Genomic DNA, 21504 nt, shown 5'->3' on the forward strand with positions numbered 1-21504 from the left:
GTCTTTCCTACATCCATTTTATTTAAAAAGCAGCTGATTCAATGCGTTAACAGTCATCTCGTAAGTCGGTTGAAAATCATCACTTTCCATATATTGCAGCAGACTGTGAATAAATTGTCGCCCTTCGATCTGACCAAGCAGCTGATCATAATCCATTGCCCCAACTAACACTTTGCCTTTGCCTGCTTTGCACTCAAATAACAGTCCAAGCTTATGATTACGCTCAAAGTTATCGATCGTCTGCACAATCGGCTGTAAATCTGACGGGAGGTCGTCCAAAATGATGGAACGAGAATGGGTAACAATATTCCACCATGGGTAAGTGGAGTGCTTCTCGCTCGGGAAATGCTGAAGAGCCGGATGATCATTCTGAATCAGCAAACCAAGCGTCCCTACCGGAACAGGTTTATTCATGCTTTCCGAGATAGAGCGGAACATGGGATAACACCAGAAATCAGTACTATATAAGCCCTCAATAGCGTTGCTAACCTGTCCGGGAGAAGCCAGCAGAAGAACTGATCCCCCCTCTTCCAACCTTTGCAGCGCTGCTTCTGTCAGCTCCTTGTACACTGGCGCGCCAGCAAATTGGCGATCCTCTTGCTCAGGGTAGACCCAAATGCTATAGGATTTATAAATGTCCGTATTCGATATGGACAACTTTAACGTTACCTGAGTCATATTCTCTACACTTGGCAGAATTACATTAATGTTCCCAAGCTTCTGGTAAGGTTTGAGAAGATCCTCTGTAATGAGCTGTTCTCCTTCGGATATAACGCGGGTTCCTTGAGTACATTCCCATCGCAACGTTTCCCCTTTCAGAGGGACCTGACGATAATAACTCAACTCTACCGATGCGTTGAACGTCTCATGAGCCGCATAGTTATACTTCTCAAAGCGAGCCAAAAGGACAGCATCCGAGCAGAAGGTTCGCCATTCTTCAGCACTGATTAAACCTTTGGAGTCCATAAATGCATCCAATATGCCAACAAGGGCCGTCCCTTGTCCGCTAAAGTCCTGCAAGTCAAGCAGTTGAAAGCCTGCAAGTCGCTCGGATCGGAAAGCTGCCTCAAGCTCTTCCTTGTAACAATCTACGGCCAATTGACCTGAGGCACGGAAGAATGATTCAGCGAGATGCCCCATTCCCTTAGCCTGTAATCGTTCTCGAAAGATTTCAAAGTTATGTGCTTTGATCGAGCCTGTATACTTTTCAATCTCCGCAAAATCAGGATACATGGCATACTGCCCAATCTCGTGAGAGACCACAGGTAGATGTGGAATGAGCTCCTTGTCTGTTGCAGCCGCTTTCACCGTTTTGGAGACGGTCCCGTATTGGATCTGAATCTCCTGTTCCTGCAAGTGGGAATCCTCTAGTCCAGTGTGCTGCTGAGGGTGGATGTGCTCATCATAATCCTTCATGGTACCAGGCAGATCGGTTTGAACATGGCCCAGCGGAGCGTCACACATCGCATAGGAACCTCTGATCAAGCGGTCGCGGGAGAACCGCACACCACTGAAGAAATCTTCTTCCTCCAGAATAACCGGAGTAAACTGAAAATTGTTGGAGCCTTGCGTGTATAGATGGCGCTGATCATATGCCTTATATTCTTTCAGAATAGCACTAAGCTTTTCCTTGCTCCCCCACAATTCATTCCCCAGTGACATCATGACAAACGAAGGATGATTCCCGAAGCTGCGCAAAATGGCGAAGCCTTCCTCAATCAAATAATCCTGTTCTGCCTGGTTATGGTTCGCATCGCTCTCATCCGTAATCGTTCCCCAAAATGGCAGCTCGGGTTCCATGTAGATTCCCAACATATCGGCTGCAACAAATGCTGCTTCAGGTGGGCAGCAGGTATGGAATCGATAATGATTAATACCGTAGGATTTGGATATGCCGAGGATTCTCACCCATTCGTTCACATCCGTTGGTGCATAGCCAGTTAACGGGAAGATCAATCCATCATGCTTGCCTCGTAAAAAGGTTGGCCGGTTATTAATTGTAAACTTGTCTCCACTCGCCTTGAAATCCCGCAGTCCAATTACGATGTCCCGATCATCGATGATTCTCCCGCTCTCTTCTCGTAACGTGATGGCAATCTTATATAAATGAGGTGCATCGTCGCTCCATAAGAGCGCTTCATCTCCCAATGAATACGAGATACTCATTTCGTTATGATCAACTGGGTATATCCGCTCGGCAACTTCATGTACAGCTTCTTCTGCATCGGAAGTTTGCTCATCAATGGCGAAACTCGTGGCAGACACTGCAATTTGAGTATGCTGTAGCACTCCATCCAATTTCACCGAAAGCGTTATCGATTTATGCGTCGCATCGGTGTAAATTTGCACATCACTCATACGTGCTTCATTGCTGAATTTCAATTCCAGTTTGCCCGTAATGCCGTTCCAGTTCGTCTGTGTATCCTTGGAGGTCATATGCCCGCCTTTGGTTGGGTAACTCGTGTTGTCCACCTTGATTCTAACCGTATGAGTACCGGCAGAGAGCCCTTCCTTAAGCACGTACTCATGGGGCGTATTGAGACTGTTACGTGTACCTAGTGGAATATCATCAACCCAGACTGTTGTAACCCGTGTACGCTCCAGATGCAGACAGCAGTATTTTCCTGCCAATTCCTCCGGAACCTCAAACTCCCTCTCCAGCCAGAGCCATCCCTCGAAAGCGTATTCGTCCGTGAGCGCTCCAATCTCAGCCCGTTCGTTTTTCTTTCCCTTTCTGGCATGGGACGTTGTATTTGGCATGGTAATCGTGTCGTCATACGGAGTATTGATTCCCAGCTTGTTCTCGTCAAGCTGCATTCTCCAGACTCCTTGCAAGTTAATGATGGGCAACATGATTTCAACTCCTAATTTTGGGTTAACCGCACTTGTCTATCATTGTATCAGAGAATGGATTACCTATCTGTGAAATTTATAGATAAGGATCGTTCTGTTTACAAAAAAACCTGACCCCAGGTAAATAACCTTGCAGGGTCAGGCTGACTATTAACGAATATTTAGTTTTCGTCCAGAAGACTTAAGATTAATTTGACCGATTCAGCCCGCGTTGCTGTTTGCAATGGTGCAAATCGATTACCGCCTACACCGTCAATCAAGCCTGCCTCAACCATGGAAGCCACATACGGCGCTGCCCATGCAGGAATCTGATCCAGGTCTTCAAAAGAAAGCGAACCCGTGGAGCCTTCCGGTGTGCTGCTTGCACGAGCAATCATGGTCACCAACTCAGCACGGTTCAGTGGTTTATTCGGCTTGAATGATCCATCTGTGTACCCACTGATAATGCCTGCTGATGCTGCTTCCACAATGTATGGAGCAGACCAGATGGGAATTTGTTTTGCATCGGTATACGTGGTTACCGTGCTGCTTGTATTCAGTTTCATGGCTCTGCCCAGCATGGTAATGAACTCCGCACGGGTTACTTTTTGATTCGGACGGAAGGTTCCATCGCCATAACCTTGTACAAAACCTGCGGTCAAAGCTTGATCGATAAGCGACTTCGCCCAGTGTCCTTCCGTATCTTTCAGCTGTGGTACATTCTCATTGTTGCCACCACCAGATTGACCCGGATTGCTGGTATCCGGTTTGCCTCCCTGTTCTGTTCCGGGCTGCGTCGTCTCAGCACCTGTTCCAGGTGTTGGGGTAATGCTTCCAGACCCGCCACTGTTTCCAGAACCGCCACCTGAGCCAGGGTTGGATGTACCCGGTCCTGGGTTCGGCGTTTCCGTATTCGACTTCTTGATCATGCCAAATTGATCAATAATAAACGGTTTTGCGTCATTAATATTCTGATCAATTTCATAGGTTACCGCTGTAAGTTTGTTCCCATCGATGGTGATGCCAACAAAGTTTTGAACCTGTCCGCGTTTCGGACGACGATCGTCATTGGGATCTGGTCCATACTTTGCAGCATGATTTTCTTCTGCCAACTCAAACAAGCTGTAATACGCATCCCCAAGAACAGGTTCCTGATTTTTGTAGTACACTTTCGGTCCGGCTGTTGCTGGAATTAGATAAATGGTGCCATCCGGGTTCACCGCGTATTCAATCTGTTTACCGTTCAATGTTTCCGTAATCTTGACAGCATCTTTTGCCTTTCCTGTCTTATCAATCGGTTTAGTGCGGGCGTAAATATGATCATGCCCCTGTAACACAAAGTCGATATCCAGTTCTGCCATCAGCGGAGCAATTTTGTTACGTACTCCGTTTGGTCCGATAATATCCGAATCTGTCGCATGATTGGACGTTGTATAAGGACCTTTATGAATATTGACGATGATCCAATCTGCCCCATTTTTGCGCGCTTCTTTTACATCGTCCTGCAGCCACTGGACCTGTTCTGCCGAGAAATTGTTATACTCTTCTGAATCTTCGTTTGAATTCAACACCACGAAGTGTGCATTACTATAATCGTAGGAATAATAAGCCCCTGTCTCTGTTGCCGAGTTCTCCGGTATATCCAGGTTGAAATGATCGATAAAAGCGAAGTTTTCATCTTCATGATTACCCGCCGATGGAACGATCGTTGTATTCAGAAGACTTGATTGAGAATGACCGAGAAGCCAGTTCCATTGTTCTTCTTTAACACCTTTATCGACAATATCTCCATTGTGCACCACAAATTGTGCATTCGGAATGGTTGTAAGTGCCTTGTCCAGTGTCTCGGAGGAAAGGATCGCTTCATCCTCTTCCTTCGCCTGCGTATCGGCCAGATCAATAAATGTAAAGGCACCTGTCTTCGGCGCTGTACGGAACGTGCCCGTCTTGCTCCACGTATTGCTGGAGGCTTCGCCCACTCTGAAGGAATAAAGCGTATCTGGCTTCAGATTCGTTGCTTCCGCTTTGTGTACAAGTTCAGAAGGCGAATTCACGGAGCGGTCGGAACGTCCTTCATAAGAGATTGCACTGGAGAAGTCAGCGATATTTGCTGTTTTTTCAACAACCTGAAGATCACTTCCTGGAACCTGTTCGGATGTATACCAGGCAAATCCTTTACTAGTGGTTGGATCTCCATTAAACGTAACTGTAACCTTGCTCACTTGCTCATCATTGGATTGTGTGTCCTTGGTAATTCCGAATGTATCTACGACAAAAGGTTCAGCATTATATCGATTCTGATCAATTTCATAAACGATCGCTGTAAGCTTGCCGCGATCAACAGTCAATGAGGTGAAATTCTGCACCTGACCTCTTGCTGCACTCGTTGTATCTCCATATACACGGGCATGATTCTCTTCTGCTCGTTCAAACAGGCTAAAGTATGCATCGCCCAGTTGAGGTTTCGTATTTTTGAAGTATACTTTGGCCCCTGCCGTACCTGGAATCATGTAAATAGTTCCATCCGGGTTAACGGTGTATTTAATGCTTTGTCCTTTAAAAGTTTCCTCTATTGCGGAAACTTCTTCAGCTGTTCCATCCTGCTTAATTGGTTTTGTGCGAGCATAGATGTGATCGTGTCCTTGAAGCACAAGATCGATGCCAAGCTCATTCATAAGCGGGGCGATTTTATTTCTAACCCCGTTATCACCAATAATATCACTGTCGGTCGCATGATTGGACGTTGTATACGGTCCTTTGTGGATATTGACGATGATCCACTCAGCTCCAGCAGATTTGGCCTGCTCCACATCCTGCTTCATCCACTCCACTTGTTCGTTCGAGAAGTTCGCATAATTCGTCGAATTTTCATTGGAGTTCAGAACGATAAAATGTGCATTACTGTAATCATAGGAATAATAAGCACCTGTGACCGTCGCCGCATTCTCCGGCTGTTTTACATTAAAATGATCATAGAATGCATAGTTTTTGTTCTCATGATTGCCCGCGGAAGGTACTATTGTCGTTCTCATCAAATCCTCTTGAGAATACCCAAGCAGCCAGTTCCATTCTTGTTCCGAGGTCCCATTCTCAACAACATCACCGTTGTGAACGACAAACTCTGCATTCGGAACGGTAGTTAGTGCCTTGGACAGCGTTTCCGCGGATAAACGAGCCTCCTCCTCATCCTTCGCTTGAGTATCCGTTAAGTCAACAAAAGTAAATGCTCCACCCTCTGGAGCTGTCTTGAACTCTCCTGTTTCACTCCAGAGGCCAAGCGTCTCGTCACCTACGCGATAATAGTATGAAGTGTTTGCATCAAGTCCTGCAGCTTCTGCTTTATGAACCATTTCTCCCGGAGAGTTTCTGGAGATGATCGCTTCACCATTAAACGTTTGTGCCGCATTGAAATCAGGAGCCCCATCCTGTTTCCGGACCACTTGCACCTGACTATTGGTCGAAGCAAGCGGTGTATACCAGGTAAACCCCTTGCTCGATTTGGCGTCACCATGGAACGTAGCTGTAACTTTGCTAATTTCGATTGCCGGTGCCTCAGTTAACGCTCTCAGCTCCATATCAAAGTACAGATCTGAGCTTCCATCGCTTTGCTGATGGACCTCCACTGCGATAATATTCTCCCCGTCATGCAGGAGAGTTTGAAGCGGTTCGGTCAGATCCACATCTTCATACATGACTGGCAGATCCTTCGAAGATGTTGCTTTGGTGGAAAAGTTAATCTCACCATCAGGCATGCCGAATCTGCGAACTTCCGTGCCATTTACATATAAAACAGCACCATCGTCAATGCCGAAGGTACCCAGAATTTGACCATAGTTTTGGATTTGCTCCTGGTTGACTGTCAGCGTTGTCCGAAAATATGTAGTGCGGTGTTTCAGACTTTTGTTACCACCATAGTCCACTTCTGTATGAAGCGGTCCGAAATATGTCGTTGATATGCCGCTACCATTGTCTTTGTAACCAAAAGGAGCATTATCTACTGCCCATGTATCGTCTTCATAGACAGCCTGCCATACCGATTTTAAATCCTGACCTTGATCAAAATACTTCCACGTTGAATTTTTGCTAAGCAAGATATCTGCTTGAGGTTCAACCGTCTCCGCTGCTTTAACTACTGGTGCTGAGCCCAGTCCCCCAAACCATCCAATAACCAGTGCGGTTGATAGCAGGATGGCCAGAACCTTTTTGTACAATGGGTTAATCATCATGTTCTCCTCTCAATTGGCAATAATGTGAATCTAGCGCTATTACATGAATGATTACTAGATTATCCAGCTATATCATAAGAGAAGAACATGTTGACTTATGTATGTTTATGTAAATTAAATGTAAATATATTCATATTTATTGAGAGCTACGGTCGTCAATTCCGCCGGAGATCGTCAGGGATATGCTGCAGGTTAATACAACTTATTTCAGCATAGGGATCATTATTGAACCACTGTTGCTGGATTGCTGTTTGACAAACACATCCATATTCCTTATATTGTTGGTGCACTTATCCTTGGGCTCGCCCTGTCCGGACGATGCAAAAAAACATGTGAAGGAACAGGTTATCTCCTATGACTGAGAACTGGCACCAAAATTTTAAAAACAAAAACCGGGAAGCTCTAATTGCAGCAGCCAAAGAATTATGCATGAAGCAGAGCTTTCTTAATGTGAATATCAAAGATATATGCAGCGAAGCCGGAATAAGCCGGGTTACCTTTTACAAGCACTTTCAATCCATGGACGAACTGATTCTGGCGGTCCAAGTGGAGATTCTGGAGAGTATGACCGGATACGTGAAAAAAGCGGCTTCACCAGAAATGAGCGGCCAAGAGATGCTTGCTTCCATGCTCGAAGCTTGGGTCCATTACGCCTCCACTCATCTCGGTTATATCAAATTCGTATTATTATTCGACCTGCATTATGATGCCTATGATTCAGGCCAAGAATTGAAAGAACAATACAATCTGTTTATTAAACGTAAAAAGGAACAACATTTCCTTTTAGATGCTCTGGAGACCGGATATAACGATGGTACGTTGAAGCCTGATCCTGATCCCCTTAACACAGCCCATTTTATCTTTGTATCCATGATGAGTATGCTGCAGAAAATGAGTCTGGCTTCAGAAGAAGATCACGTTACCGTTCAAAGCGATCTGAAATTCGCCAAACGATTCATTGAGATGCTGGTACAGCATTTGAGTAATTGAAAAATTTCATGAACCCTGTTAAGACCAATCCAACCGGATTAGGTCTTTTTTTTGTTTGTACAGCATCCACTTACCATTTTATCTCAGAGGTCAAGATCGTTCCGTTCAAACCGGTTTAGATCAGGGTCTTCTCTATTTTCTAAGCAGCTCATGTTCACATATGTCAATCTAAATCTAGGACTGATCTTCATTTCTTCCTCACAATTTACGATAAATAGTATGGGGTTATACGAAAAACCCGTTGTTTTAACTACTTCCAAGGGGGAACAGAACGTGAGACAGACACGCAAGATAAAGATGGATCTAAGACTCAAACTGTATTTAATCATTCTGGTGCCACTACTGGCGATGGGCGGTCTCATCATGTGGACGACCATCCACTCCAGTGAAAATGCTTCAGTAATGACCATGCAGCATAACAATCAGCAGTTAGCAGTAAACACCGCCTCCCTGCTGGGCCAGGAATCGGAATTGATCAAGACATTATCCTCTACGGCTTCGGAGGAAAGCGATGAATACAAAAGTCTTAGAGACGAACTCGTTAAAGTCCGGCTTCAATCGGGAGCCCTCTATGTATATATGTATAACAAAACGGCGGACGGGTGGATTTACACGGTAGATGGGGCAGATTGGGACGATGCGGAATATAGCCCTTACGGAACGACAATGGAATTCAATCCCCAGATTCAGGAACGCTTGCTAAACAGTGAAGTCGTTACTACAGGCATTGTGGATGATCCAACCTGGGGACAGCTTCTCTCCTCCTTTACACCAATCAAGGATTCACAAGGTGAAGTTATTAGCTATCTGGGCATTGATATTTCTGCTGCATCAGTGAATCAAGTGTCCGCTGAATCGGTGAATAATGCATATCGGACCATTATCCCGATTTTTGTGGTTGTACTGATTCTATCGCTGGTCATGATGCTATTGGTGGTAAGAGGCATCCTCAGACAAGTGCGCGATATCAAGTCAAGCCTCGAACAGGTCGCGGATGGGAATCTCACAGTGGTATCCAAACATCTGTCCAACGATCAGCTTGGTGACATCAGTAACCTGATTAACGTCATGGCTTCGCAATTAACGAATATACTGATGGGAATACAGCAAGGGTCGAATACGCTGCAGCAGTCCTCGGCAAATATTGCAGAAACCGCTCAGACAAACCAGCGTCAGACCGAAGAACTTTCCAGAGCAATCGAGGAAATCGCCATAGGCTCCATGAAACAGGCGGAAGAAACAGAACACTCCGTCCAGCATTCGGAGAACCTCGGCAAGATTATGGATGAAGTTGGTTCATACGTACAGCAGTTCACCCATACTTCTGAGCAGCTATCTGCCGTACAAGTACAAGTTACACGCGAACATGAGGTTCTGCTAGAAAAGGGTCGGGAGAATGCCAAGCGGGTTGAGCATCAGCAGGAAATTTCCAGGTCTTTAACCACTCAATCAGAGCTCGCTGCTTCCATTAGTGGACAAATTCATAATATCCTGAAACAAACCCAGATTTTATCGCTGAATGCTTCCATCGAGGCAGCCCGCGCTGGTGAGGCAGGTAAAGGTTTTGCCGTCGTTGCTGGTGAAATGGGCCAGCTCGCTCAGCAATCGGAACGTTCCATCCAGGAGATTGATGGGATTCTGAGTTCATTTGTTCAAGAAATCCAACGGATGGGCCATCATTTTGAAGCGAATATGGTAGCGGTCAAGGAGCAGGAAGAGCAGATCGCTGATTGCCTTCAGGCGTTCAGACAGGTTAGCCAATTATCGACTGAAGTGCATGAGCTGGCTCAGCGTTTGGAGAACCGTACAATGAAAATGCATTCCATTCGTCAGGAAGTGGAACAGCACCTAAGCTATATCGCTTCTGCAACAGAGGAAACTTCGGCCATGGCTGAAGAAGTCACGGCCAGCGCTGTGGAGCAGCAGCGGTCTGCGAGCGAACTATCGAACATTTCCGGGCAGCTCGCTGGCCTTGCGGGAAACCTCAAATCATATTCCGATCAATTTCAGATCGAAGTCACGAAATCAGATCCAAAATAATGAAGAACCCCGCTACCTGACGAATCAGGCGGCGGGGTTTTCTTAATATCATTTGATCAAATTCTTATAAATCCTTTCTCGCGAACAAATGAGTGGTTAACACATAGGATGCACCGAAGATGAATATTACCCCAATCGATACTATGGCTATAAGTTGGCCATCTACGCCCTTCTCACTGACCATATTCATAAGCACGGCAAAGGGCTGCGCAAGAAGAATGAGTGCAACCATGAATATGGCATTGATAATTCCGGCTCCTTTTTTACTAAGTGCATAAAACAGCGGCATGTAGATGGAAACCAACACCAGTACCATGCCTATGGAAACCATGATGTCCATAAGGGTGTAGCTTGGCTTGTTTAATTCAGGGAAGTTCAAGTCGACCAGCCAGTGAATTCCGAACGAGGCGAGCACGCCAAATAAGGTATACAGGATCGCAGATACATACTTGGCTTGCACGATATTTTTGCGGCTAACCGGAAGGGTAAGCAGGAAATTGTGATTGTGGTTTTTGATATCGATCATGGTAGCCAGGATCACCGAACCAAATGCAGTGTAGATCCCCACAAAATACATCGACATTTCACTCTTAGGTATAAAGGCCAAGCTAAACACAATCAGATATAATCCTATTGTCCATAATGAACTTCTTAATGCTATGAAGTCTTTGCGAAGCAGGTTAAGCATGTTTTCGTCCCCCTTTTGCGGTAAAGTAGATCAGATCCTCCAAGGTTGGTCTTTGCAAAAGGGCAAAGCTTCCAAACAACCGTGCGGCCTCTTCCCTATTGTCTGCCAGTGCCTCAAAACCAACATCTGTCTCGCGAATTCCGATAAATTGATTCCGGGTATCCCCATCCAGCAGCTCCATATCTCCTTTAACGATCGTATATCTCTCAAGCACATCATCTTTCGTTTCGTTAAAAACAAGTTTTCCCTGATTGACGAATGCAATATAGTCCGCTATGCGCTCCAAATCTGTCGTGATATGCGTTGAGAAAATAATGGATCTTGTCTCATCCTGTATCAGATCCGAGAGCAGATCCAGAAGCTCTCTTCTAAATACAGGATCAAGACCAGATGTCGGCTCATCCATAATGAGAAGATCAGCATCGTGTGACAGAGCGATGGCCAGAGAGAACTTGATTTTCATCCCTTTGGACAAATCAGCGATTTTCTTCTTCGGCGACAATTCAAATTGCTCCAGGTAGCCATTGAATTTCTGCTCATCCCACTTCTTATAAAAGGGTGCAATCATTTTTTTCATTTCACGGATCGTCAGATGTTCATAATAAAAGCATTCATCGGAAACGACCCCAATACGCTGCTTAATGTTTACCTCCTGTGTGGGCATCTCATGTCCCAGTGTCCTGATCGTACCGGAGTCTGGGTGGATCAAGCCGATGATCATTTTGATCAGGGTGCTTTTCCCCGCCCCATTCGGTCCAATGAGTCCAGTAATATACCCCTGTTTTACATCCAGAGATACATTGTCCACCTTAAATAAGGGATACCCCTTGGTTAAATTACGCAGTTCAATTGCATTCATGATGAAGTTTCCTCCTCAGACAACATAGTAAAAAGATGAATTACATCTTGCTCCGTCATGCTTAATTCCTTACTTTCCCGAATAATCTCCAGCATTTTCTCTTCCAGTCGTTTCATCCGCTGCTCGCGTATAAAATCCTGATTGGCCCCTGAGACAAAACAGCCCTTGCCTACGACGGAATCAATTAATTTCTCTTTTTCCAGCTCTTCATAGACACGTTTGGTGGTAATCACGCTGACTTGCAGATCCTTGGCGAGCTGCCTGATGGAGGGAAGACTATCCCCGGCAACCAACTCTCCGCTCAAAATACTCTGTCTGATCTGGGTTAATATCTGCATATAGATGGGATCGCTCGAAGCGTTGGATATCAGAATTTTAATGGTCATTCACCTCGTTGGTGTTTATTAAGTATATAGTGTGTATATATAATATATACACTGTACACTCGTTCGTCAATCCATATTTGCCCATCTTATAAGACACTTATGCACAGCAAAAAAGGACGGAAATATCCGTCCCTCTAAGTTATATTTATTTCCCCTCACGGCACCACTCTTCAATCGCCCACTATTTCAGCGATGCTGGCAGCTTGACGCCAATCAGTTTGCCTTCGGCCTGTATAATAATCATGCTGCCGGTCTTCAGCGTTGCCTCGTGCAAATCAGCCCCGGTTTTCACACGGAATACAGGCTGGCTTGTCAGCATATTGATTCCAAGCAGTGTCCCGTTACGCTGCGCACGATAGATTCCTTTGCCATATATGCTAACCTGCGACACAGGAGCATCGCCATTCCATTGAACCGCACTGCCGTTTACCAGCTTGACACCCTTTAATTCGCTATCTGTAACAGAGTCCCTGTAGATCAGACGTTCCTGAACAACCGCTACCAGTTCTCCACTCACCCCGCCAGGAGGCTGAAACGTCCTCGTTGGAGCATCACCATTCTTGTACGTATTCAGATCATATTCAGCAATCTTGCCTGCCTGTTCAATATATATCTTCCCATCATTAGCCAATACACTCCCTTGGCCGCGCTCATACGGCGGGTCGCCGGACATTTTCCAAGTGAAGTCCATGCTTCCTTTACGTGTCCCTGTCTTGAGATTAAATGCATTCACCTGTACTTTCCGGTCCGGGTCAGATTCATAATCTTGAAGCAGCGGAGTGTAGTAATCGACGGAATATACCAATCCATTTTTAATTTGAAGTGCCTCTCCCTGTCCAAACTCACTCCATAGCTTTTTCCCAGTTTTCTTGTCATAAGCGTTTAATTGCACAGAAGTCAGTGCACCCTGCACGAAGAAGGTTCGCAGCACCACTCCATCGGATTCCTGCAGATACGCTGTACCATTGCCTTCGGCTAATGCTTCATCAGCCTTCCACCGCAGCTTGCCTGTCTTCCGATCAAAAGCATACGTAGTACTTCCGTTTATGACGTATAGTGTATCTGCAGTAGGAATTAATGCTTCTGTCCGCTCACGCGTATCCATCCATGTGGATGTGCCCGATTGCCATTCAGCCTTTCCAGTCTTGGCATTTACCGCATATGGCTTATGGCTAGAGGTTAGACCATAGAGAAACCCATTGTCATAAACCATGCTTGGGGTCAGATCTTTACCATGTGTCCAGAGCTCTTTGCCCGTTGCTGCATCCAAGGCGACCAGCTTGCGTTTAAAAAAGGCAAATACTTTACCGTCTTCTGCAACAGCCTGTTGTCCTTGATAGCTTTCATTCTGATCTGTATAAGAGTCTACCTTCACTGTCCAGGAAGGTTTAAGTTCAGGTACCGTTAATTTGGAATATGAATTCCAATCGTAGATGGAGATATCCGCTTTCTCCGCCAGTGTCTGAGAAGGCACCGCGCTGTACCCTCCGCTAACAGCGATGATGGCTGCGGTTAACCCTGTAAGAGTGCGAACGTAGGGATGATTTTTACGTTTCTCCGTTTGAGATTTAATCTGCTTGTTCGGCATGGAAATCCTCCTTCATGTTTGTGTAAGCTCTTAAATCTACTTAATATTGATTGCGTAAAAAGTAAACATTTGGAACGAATCTAGTATACAAGAGGATTAATCTGGGAGCAATTAACAAATTATATCTTGTCTGTAATTTGTTCAACTTAGATCATAATCAGGTAACGTTTAAGATCCCTTTTTCTTAGTAAATAGTGAATATTTCACCAAACTGATTTGCATACTACTTCAAGTAATCCAAATGACATTTAGGAGGCAACTCACTTGAATCAATTTTCACAGTCCCAACAAATTTCCCAACTGGCTCAGCAGCTCACGCAGCAAACACAGCAAGCGTCCATGCAGTATCAACAACTGCTGAGACAGGAACAGAGCAATGCTCAGCAGCTTGAACAACTGGCTCAACGCGAGCAGCAAGCGGCTCACATTATTCAGACAGCACTTCAAGGACACCAAACAGCTATCCAGCAATTGCAGCAAATCGCGAGCCTTGCTCAACAACTGGCAAACACAACTCAACACGTATCCTTCGTGGATCAACCATACAACAACCCGAATGTCGGTATTACTGGGCAAACGTTCGGACAGTTTCCAAACCAGCATCGTCAATAACATATGTATAAAAAAAAGGAACCCATGGATATGGGTTCTTTTTTTGCAGCTATTATTTCATGTAAGGAAGTGCTCAGGCATTCAAATCATGCAGGCCTGGACTATGCTCATTAGGAAGTTCCGGCATATATGGGAGCGGGAATCCCTGTGGTGGGTCAGTAACTTTCAGCTCGCCGCCGTTACGACTAGGTGATTGGCCGCTATATATTTCAGCAATCCGGGTATTGTCCAACCGGAAGTTAAACTGGGCATTATGGAAGCCGAGGTCAACGTATTTCTGACATTCCGGATATTTGTTGATATCGTAGTTCGGCACTGGGAACACTTTTCCCCAATTCACACCCAACGTTTCGAGGGCTTTTGCGAATGCATTTTGATGTGCATTATCACGAACAATCAGGAAACCCAACGTTTCACGGAACGCTTTGTTTGTACTCATTTCATAGATTCTTGTTTTTTGTAATACTCCCGTCGATTCCAGTACAACGTTGTCAAGCAAATTGCTGACCAGATTGCCATGATCATACACATAATTTCCAAGCCATGGGTTACCCGCAGCATCTACAGGCAATGAGCTCTGAGCCCCCATAATGTAGTGATGAGGATTGGCGTGCTTGATGGCTTCGTCCAATGGAGCCCCGTCAATACCCGCATCTCCCGCTCCTTCTGCGCCTGCTCCGGTTAAGAGCTGATTTATCGTTTGCTGCACCAATTCAATATGGCTTAATTCCTCGAGAAAAACTCCGCGCAGCAGGTCTCTGTACTGTGTTGCTTTTCCGCGGAAGTTGCTGCTCTGGAAGAAAAACTGCATCATTGTACGCATTTCTCCAAATTGTCCGCCCAATGTTTCCTGTAACACTTTGGCTGCTGCCGGATCCGGCTTATCCGGAACAATCATATTAATCAGATCTTCTCTATAAAAAAACATGGTCGTCCTCCATTCAAGTATATTACAGCCTTAGTTTCTGCCTTCTTCCTGGATTTATGTGAAAGTAAGCTCAACCAAAGTTTGGATTCGAAGCAAGAATATAATTCTTTTATTAAGGAGAACCTAACCCGGTAAAATGACTAAATATGTGGAGGGATACGATAATGGGTATTTTAAGTGGCAATCCCAAAGATGAACCTATGCACTACGGAGAAATCTTTAGCGTGTGGCAATGCTCCATGGTGGCAAAAGGCTCCATTTCCTGTTACCAGGCGTACATGAACCATGCCGGAGATAAGGATCTTAAAAAAATCCTAGATGACCTGCTGGATCAGGCCAAACTGGAAATCAAAGAGTGCGATGCTTTGTTAACCGAGAATGGCATTGCTCCAGCCCCAATGTTGCCCGAAAGACCTCCTGTCAAATTGGAGGATATCCCCGCAGGCGCAAGGTTCACTGATCCTGAGATTGCAGCCAAAATCGCAGCAGACACTTCGTTGGGTCTGGTTGCTGCGAGCCAGGTCATGGGACAATCCATCCGGGAAGATATCGGTGCATTATTCGCCAAATATCACGTAACCAAAGCGGCACTAGGCGTGCGCATTTTGCAATTGGTCAAAGAAAAAGGCTGGCTTGTTCCTCCTCCTCTTCAAATCAAAAGACCAGATTCAGACAAAGCCTAAGCAGCGCCTAATTTAAGCAACATTTAATGCCTATTCAAGACAAAGAAGGAGCATCATACTGCTCCCTCTTTGTCTTTTTTTTGTTTCCTTTTGTTTAGAATTAATTGGACAGGTTATATAGATTTAGAATTAATCAACCATACCAAATGGAGGGATTCACATGTTCAGACACCAAAAGGAATTACAATTCGAAGTAAAAGTAGATCGCCCGGATCCCGTATTCGCCCGTCAGGTCCAGGAAGTATTGGGAGGACAATTCGGGGAAATGACCGTAATGATGCAATACCTCTTTCAAGGATTTAATTGTCGTGGCGAAGAAAAATATAAAGATATGCTTATGGATATCGGCACAGAGGAAATCGGCCACGTTGAAATGCTCTGCGCTTTGATTAGCCAGCTGCTGGATGGCGCCACACCTGCTGAACAGCAAAAAGCAGCTGAGGACCCTGTTACTGCTGCCATTATGGGAGGAATCAATCCTCAACATCTGCTGGTGAGCGGACTCGGCGGCTTACCTACGAACTCTACCGGCGTACCTTGGAACGGTTCGTATATTGTGGCAAGCGGCAACCTTCTTGCAGATATGCGTTCCAACCTGCATGCCGAAAGTCAGGGCCGTCTCCAGGTAGCAAGACTCTATCACATGACTACCGATGAAGGCGTTCGGGCGACGTTCCGCAAAATGTTGGCGCGTGACCGTTACCATCAGTATCAATGGATGGCTGCCATTCAGGAATTGGAGGAAAAGAACGGCGTCGTTGTTCCTGCTTCCTTCCCACCAGAGGCCGAGCAGGAATCTCAACCTGAAGCCTATGAGTTCTGGAATCTTTCCGAAGGAACAGAATCCAGTGAAGGTTTATGGGCGAAAGGAAGTGCTCCGGATGGTACTGGTGATTTCGTGTACGTTTCCAACCCGGTTCCCAAAGGACAAGTCTACGAGCCTGTCATTCCTGCCACAGAACTTCATCACGACCTCGACGGAAAAGCGAGCGATAAGTAATCGTTAACCCATTGAAATTATTATATATATATCATTTCATTTACGTTTCTGCTCTATTATTTTGGGTACTAATCAATAGACAACGATATCTGGAGGTGTTTCATGATGGCGACGAAGGAACTTGCAGTACACGAGAAACTTGAAATTCATGAACTGCTAACGCTCAAAACATCATGTGCTACTAAAGCGGTGACCATGCTGGAGCTGGTCCAAGACGAGAAACTGAAATCCTTGATTGAAGACGATCTGAACAATTCTTCCCAAGCGATTGAAGAGTTGAAATCCCTATTGAAATAAGGAGGATCTTATTATGTCTACGACGATGACCAAAGAAATGCTGGTAAAGGCCATCAAACCAATGGATGATCTAGCGATTGCTACAGATATGCTTCTGTCAGCCAAGTCAGCTGTACGCACTTACGCGATTGCTCTTACCGAAACGGCGACACCGAGAGTTCGAAAAGTGCTGAAGGCCCAACTGGACACCGCAATTGATACGCATCAAAAAATCGCCGATTATATGATCAAAAATGAAATGTATCATCCGTACAATATCGAAGAACAAGTTGAGCATGATTTGGAAAAGTCGGATAAAGCTTTAAAACTGGTGGATTCTAACTAAATGTTGCTTTTCCCATCAAAAAAAACGACTCTGTTTTTCACGGAGTCGTTTTTTTGTTCGTTCTTTTTTTTAGTAAGATAACTACAAATAACAATATCGGAAGGAAAATTTGGAATACAGGAGAAGAATAATTCAATGTAACCCCCCGACCGACTTCTATATGTTCAGTATAAGTCGGTGACAAGAATGACAAACCACATAGAAGGATCCCTACCGCAAAGACCCACTTCTTGTAATTGACTCCTGTTACTCTTTCAAGACCTATAACAGCACCATGAAAGAAGGCGGCAATTTTAATGCCTAACCCTAAAAATAGAAGCAAAGTAAACAGAGCATCCATCCGCTCGAACACCTCAGTCAATTCAATCATTTGAACCGTTTCGAGGAGTGGCAGAGTACTATACGCAGCAATCTTAGTGCCTAGCACAAAAATAATAAGTTGATTAATAAAAGTTAGAGCAAGTGCAGTTACGATATAAGCAGTGATCACGACTTTATTAAAATTTCTTCCTTTACGAGCATATGGATAAAAAACCAGAAATAAAACAACTTGTCCGAATGGAAAGGAAATGATTTCAGGAAATGCAGCTTTGAAAATGGGATTCCATCCATTCTCCAAAACAGGTAATATCAGTTCCGCGTGAAAAATGCCTGTTGAAGGAATCAAAATGCTGATCAAGGTATATCCCAACAGCATCATAGGAAACAAAATCATACACATTAAAAACAGGACACGGTATCCGTATCGTACAGTATTGGAGACCACCAGGATGGTGATCACGGTGATAAGCCACATTGGTGTTCTGTTTAGCAGCGTCAATACGGTGACTTCACTTAAGTCACGTAAGTTTCGGGAAGCCTCATAAGCAAAATAACCCACAAACATCAAGTTAAGTATGGTTCCCATGATTTTACCCATATAACGACGAAACAACAGAAACAAATCCAATTCAGGTTCCTGATGATGAATTCCCAAATGAATAAGTAACAGTAACAACCCGGCTAGAGCCCCTGCAAGCATGGCTAACCACGCATCCTGTTTGGCTTCCCCACCCATTAAAAATAAAGTTGTACTTCCAACTTCAAATAGGGAAAGACAAACAGCCAGTTCCGATATGCGAAGAGAATTAGCTGTGGTCATTATTCTTCATCTCCTTGAGTGAGTTTACACCTTTTCCTTATTCGGATCCAAGCAATTTGCTAAAAGAGTCCTGAAGTAATCCTGTTCTTCTCACGCTAACTTCCACATTGATATTAATGTCCATGTTTCTAATTTCTTCTGGCCAGGATTCTTTTAGGGACTTCCACTCTTTGGGTTGATGCTGATGAATTTTGTTCCCAATCCCCAATAGGTCCACTTTTAGTTGCTGAGTTGCCTTCCACCCTTCCATCATCTGTGCTTCGATCAACTGTTCAGCCTGATGCTGTAACTCATTGATACTTTCTTTAGACGAGATTTTTTTCGGGGAAGTGCTCTCTTCCAGCTCTCCGCTCACTTTCGCATCTACACGAATGGTATAATGGAAGCCCGTCTTGATCGGCTTTGTCTTTACAGTTGCTTTTCGAACAAGAAATGAGTTGATTTCTCCATTTTCACCTACATATCTAAGATTCGTCCTTTTCACCTGATCCGTTAGCCAAGCTACCCCCAAGCTTTCACTTTGGCTTAGCTTTCCAATTTTCTTGTCCTTAGAGAAAACGCTCAACCCCTCCAGTCTTAATTTGGCTGGTGATGAAGTCTCTTTAAAAACATCTATATTTTCAATTTTTTTATGATCTTGACCTTTGACGGTTACGATGGGTATCCCTGCCGCTCCGCTGTCAGAAGAGATTTTCATAGCAAATTCGTGTAGGTTAACTAGAGGATAGTAGGATCCCCGCTCATGATTTCGTTGTAAGATATCGGAAAGGGCACGACCTGGGTTCTTTTCCGGTGGAACCATTTTATTCAGATAATCCCTTGCTTCCCCATCTGCGACAAGCATCTTTACGGTTTCGCGGGGTTCGATATTACGATAGTAATTATCAAGAATTTCCGCAATTCCCTGTTCTGCTGCTTCTTCCCCGATTACTAACACGTTGGTATGTGCAAAATACAACTTTTTCGGATTTTCTACACTGCTTTTTGCAACAGCTTCTCTGATCGTTTTTCCTTGAGAAGTAAAGGTGGTCACGGTAGACTGAGAGCCTCCCCCTGAGGATCCGCTTGTACTGCTCGCTGGTGGTACAATAACCTGATAAGTGATGTTCCATTTTCCGTTTTGTTTGTCAAAACCCGTTGCTGATGTAATGCCTAGATCGTTCATTTCAGTCCGATTACCACAACCTCCAAGTAAAGTTACCCACATAAGCGCTAAAAACATGTGTCGTCTATTCACAGGAATCACATAAACTGCTCCTTTACTCGCTATCATCAGATTGGTTTATACTGCTTATGGCATTGTCTGAACCTGCCGGATATTGATGCGGAGCTTGCCTTGTTTTATTTGAATCCGCTTTTTCAGCCGGTCTTGTCTTCATCGCCCACCAAGGTACCCGCAAGATCAGATCCTTCATGTTTGACTTGTAAAATGGACCGAATGGCATTAAGTAATCCACGCCGAATGACTTTAGTGACACCAAATGAGCCAACAGAGGCACTGCACCTGCCAATATGCCGAACAAACCAAGGGTACCTGCCAGCACCATAAATGGAAAACGCATTAACCTGACTGCTGTTGCCATGCTGAAATATGGAATAACAAAGTTCGATATGGCCGTGAAAGATACCACAATAACCATCGCTCCCGAAACCAGCCCAGCTTCTACTGCAGCTTGACCTATAACCAATGCACCGACAATGGAGATCGCCGGTCCTATTGCTCGCGGCATCCGAACTCCAGCCTCACGAATAACCTCAAATGTAATTTCCATAAGCAAGGCTTCAAGTAACGCAGGAAAAGGGACGCCTTCCCGCTGAGCTGCCAGAGTGATTAATAATGTGGTGGGTATCATTTCTTGCTGGAACGTAGTTAAAGCAATGAAAGTAGATGGCAGCAATAAAGAGACTAGAAAAGACAAGAAACGAATGGTTCTCAAAAAAGTGGAGATATCATAACGCTGGTAGTAATCTTCTGTGGTCTGAAAAAAGTTGAAAAAGGTGACTGGAGCAACCAGGGCAAAGGGGGTTCCATCAATTAGAATGGCAACTTGTCCGTCCAGCAAACTACCAGCAACGGTATCTGGTCGTTCCGTGTTAAGCATGGTTGGGAAAGGTGTTAGAGGCGCATCCTGAATGAATTCTTCGATGTATCCACTCTCCAATATGCTGTCTGTATGAATTGAACGGAGTCTTTTATTGACTTCATCTACCACTTCCGGTTTGGCAATCCCCTGGATATAGGCCACAGCTACCGAGGTTTGGGTATATTCACCAATATTGTGTTTAAAAAACTTCAGATCCGGTGACCGTATCTTTCGTCGAATCAAAGTAATATTCGTAGCAAGCTCTTCTGTAAAGCCCTCTTTTGGTCCCCTAACGACCGTCTGGGAAGTAGGCTCCTCTACTGATCTTCGTTCCCCTCCGGAAACAGATACAGCTATGACATGTTCAATCCCTTCAACAAGAATGATCAGATGTCCGGTTAATACCGCTTGATACACTTCCTCGAGGGATTCTATTCTTTCGATATTTCCTGAAGGCAGGCTTAATTCGAGGGACAGATCGGGAACTTCTTCTTCACATTGTGGAGAAGTCTTGACTATTTGAATGACTTTCTCCATGAGTTCTCCTACAAGCGATGGGTCTGTCAATCCTTCAAGATAACAGACAGCCAGCGAAGTATGACTTGGCACAGGATTAGGAAAATCACGAGCGACAAAATCAGGACTACTCTCAAACGCCTTTTTAATCAATTCAAATTTATTTTGAAGAGATGGGCCCAATTTTACTGGTTGTTTTGTTTGTCTCTGTTGTTCTTCCCCTTTGTTCTGCGGCTGAGATTGAAATACTCTTTTCATCCAGCGGAACAGCATAATCTCACCTCCTTTATTTTCCGTTTAATATGGATC

The 21504-nt window shown here is 44.7% G+C and carries 17 protein-coding genes; 7 read left to right on the plus strand and 10 right to left on the minus strand.

Annotation, left to right across the window (positions count from 1 at the left end; all coding sequences use genetic code 11):
• Positions 1 to 18: 18 nt before the first annotated feature.
• Together CHH60_RS05085 and CHH60_RS05090 are read right to left on the minus strand one after the other, a co-directional pair.
• Positions 19 to 2853 (minus strand): glycoside hydrolase family 2 TIM barrel-domain containing protein, encoded by a 2835-nt coding sequence (locus CHH60_RS05085; protein WP_095358217.1) that lies wholly within the window; start codon positions 2851 to 2853, stop codon positions 19 to 21.
• A 161-nt stretch (positions 2854 to 3014) separates the two neighbouring features.
• Positions 3015 to 7055, minus strand: a complete 4041-nt coding sequence (locus CHH60_RS05090) for an S-layer homology domain-containing protein (protein WP_095358218.1) — start codon at positions 7053 to 7055, stop codon at positions 3015 to 3017.
• Between the two features lie 357 nt (positions 7056 to 7412).
• Between CHH60_RS05090 and CHH60_RS05100 the strand changes: the two genes are divergently transcribed.
• On the plus strand, positions 7413 to 8048 hold the full coding sequence (locus CHH60_RS05100) for a TetR/AcrR family transcriptional regulator (protein ID WP_095358219.1): 636 nt from the start codon (positions 7413 to 7415) through the stop codon (positions 8046 to 8048).
• A 273-nt stretch (positions 8049 to 8321) separates the two neighbouring features.
• Complete coding sequence (locus tag CHH60_RS05105; RefSeq protein ID WP_095358220.1) at positions 8322 to 10088, plus strand: methyl-accepting chemotaxis protein; 1767 nt, start codon at positions 8322 to 8324, stop codon at positions 10086 to 10088.
• Positions 10089 to 10152: 64 nt separating this feature from the next.
• Here the strand turns inward: CHH60_RS05105 and CHH60_RS05110 are convergent, their stop codons facing one another.
• The 4 genes from CHH60_RS05110 to CHH60_RS05125 form a co-directional block, all read right to left on the minus strand.
• Positions 10153 to 10776: an ABC-2 transporter permease gene (locus tag CHH60_RS05110; RefSeq protein ID WP_095358221.1), complete on the minus strand. Its 624-nt coding sequence runs from the start codon at positions 10774 to 10776 to the stop codon at positions 10153 to 10155.
• Positions 10769 to 11635, minus strand: coding sequence for an ABC transporter ATP-binding protein (locus tag CHH60_RS05115; RefSeq protein WP_095358222.1), 867 nt, complete (start codon positions 11633 to 11635; stop codon positions 10769 to 10771). Before CHH60_RS05115 ends, CHH60_RS05110 begins: the two co-directional genes overlap by 8 nt.
• Entirely contained in the window at positions 11632 to 12015 is a 384-nt protein-coding gene (locus CHH60_RS05120) for a GntR family transcriptional regulator (RefSeq protein WP_095358656.1), read from the minus strand. The genes CHH60_RS05115 and CHH60_RS05120 overlap by 4 nt, the downstream gene beginning before the upstream one ends.
• 187 nt (positions 12016 to 12202) lie before the next feature.
• On the minus strand, positions 12203 to 13609 hold the full coding sequence (locus CHH60_RS05125; RefSeq protein ID WP_095358223.1) for a PQQ-binding-like beta-propeller repeat protein: 1407 nt from the start codon (positions 13607 to 13609) through the stop codon (positions 12203 to 12205).
• Between the two features lie 264 nt (positions 13610 to 13873).
• On the opposite strand from CHH60_RS05125, the gene CHH60_RS05130 reads away from it, so the two are divergent.
• On the plus strand, positions 13874 to 14221 hold the full coding sequence (locus CHH60_RS05130) for an AMP-dependent synthetase and ligase (protein WP_095358224.1): 348 nt from the start codon (positions 13874 to 13876) through the stop codon (positions 14219 to 14221).
• Between the two features lie 73 nt (positions 14222 to 14294).
• Here the strand turns inward: CHH60_RS05130 and CHH60_RS05135 are convergent, their stop codons facing one another.
• Complete coding sequence (locus CHH60_RS05135) at positions 14295 to 15149, minus strand: manganese catalase family protein (protein WP_095358225.1); 855 nt, start codon at positions 15147 to 15149, stop codon at positions 14295 to 14297.
• Between the two features lie 164 nt (positions 15150 to 15313).
• Between CHH60_RS05135 and CHH60_RS05140 the strand changes: the two genes are divergently transcribed.
• The 4 genes from CHH60_RS05140 (at position 15314) to CHH60_RS05155 (ending at position 17454) form a co-directional block, all read left to right on the plus strand.
• Positions 15314 to 15832, plus strand: a complete 519-nt coding sequence (locus tag CHH60_RS05140) for a DUF3231 family protein (protein WP_095358226.1) — start codon at positions 15314 to 15316, stop codon at positions 15830 to 15832.
• A 160-nt stretch (positions 15833 to 15992) separates the two neighbouring features.
• Positions 15993 to 16832, plus strand: coding sequence for a manganese catalase family protein (locus CHH60_RS05145; protein WP_095287311.1), 840 nt, complete (start codon positions 15993 to 15995; stop codon positions 16830 to 16832).
• 105 nt (positions 16833 to 16937) lie between these two features.
• Positions 16938 to 17129: a spore coat protein gene (locus tag CHH60_RS05150; RefSeq protein ID WP_095287312.1), complete on the plus strand. Its 192-nt coding sequence runs from the start codon at positions 16938 to 16940 to the stop codon at positions 17127 to 17129.
• Between the two features lie 13 nt (positions 17130 to 17142).
• Positions 17143 to 17454, plus strand: coding sequence for a spore coat protein (locus CHH60_RS05155; protein ID WP_095358227.1), 312 nt, complete (start codon positions 17143 to 17145; stop codon positions 17452 to 17454).
• 37 nt (positions 17455 to 17491) lie between these two features.
• Here the strand turns inward: CHH60_RS05155 and CHH60_RS05160 are convergent, their stop codons facing one another.
• From CHH60_RS05160 to CHH60_RS05170, 3 genes are read right to left on the minus strand one after another with little or no spacing between them, the layout of a single operon-like run.
• Complete coding sequence (locus CHH60_RS05160; protein WP_095358228.1) at positions 17492 to 18595, minus strand: GerAB/ArcD/ProY family transporter; 1104 nt, start codon at positions 18593 to 18595, stop codon at positions 17492 to 17494.
• A gap of 37 nt (positions 18596 to 18632) precedes the next feature.
• Positions 18633 to 19868 (minus strand): Ger(x)C family spore germination protein, encoded by a 1236-nt coding sequence (locus tag CHH60_RS05165; protein WP_369680174.1) that lies wholly within the window; start codon positions 19866 to 19868, stop codon positions 18633 to 18635.
• Positions 19855 to 21468: a spore germination protein gene (locus tag CHH60_RS05170; RefSeq protein WP_095358229.1), complete on the minus strand. Its 1614-nt coding sequence runs from the start codon at positions 21466 to 21468 to the stop codon at positions 19855 to 19857. Before CHH60_RS05170 ends, CHH60_RS05165 begins: the two co-directional genes overlap by 14 nt.
• Between the last annotated feature and the right edge of the window lie 36 nt (positions 21469 to 21504).

The sequence above is a fragment of the Paenibacillus sp. 7523-1 genome (assembly GCF_002276415.1).
GTDB classification, from domain to species: Bacteria; Bacillota; Bacilli; order Paenibacillales; family Paenibacillaceae; genus Paenibacillus; species Paenibacillus illinoisensis_A.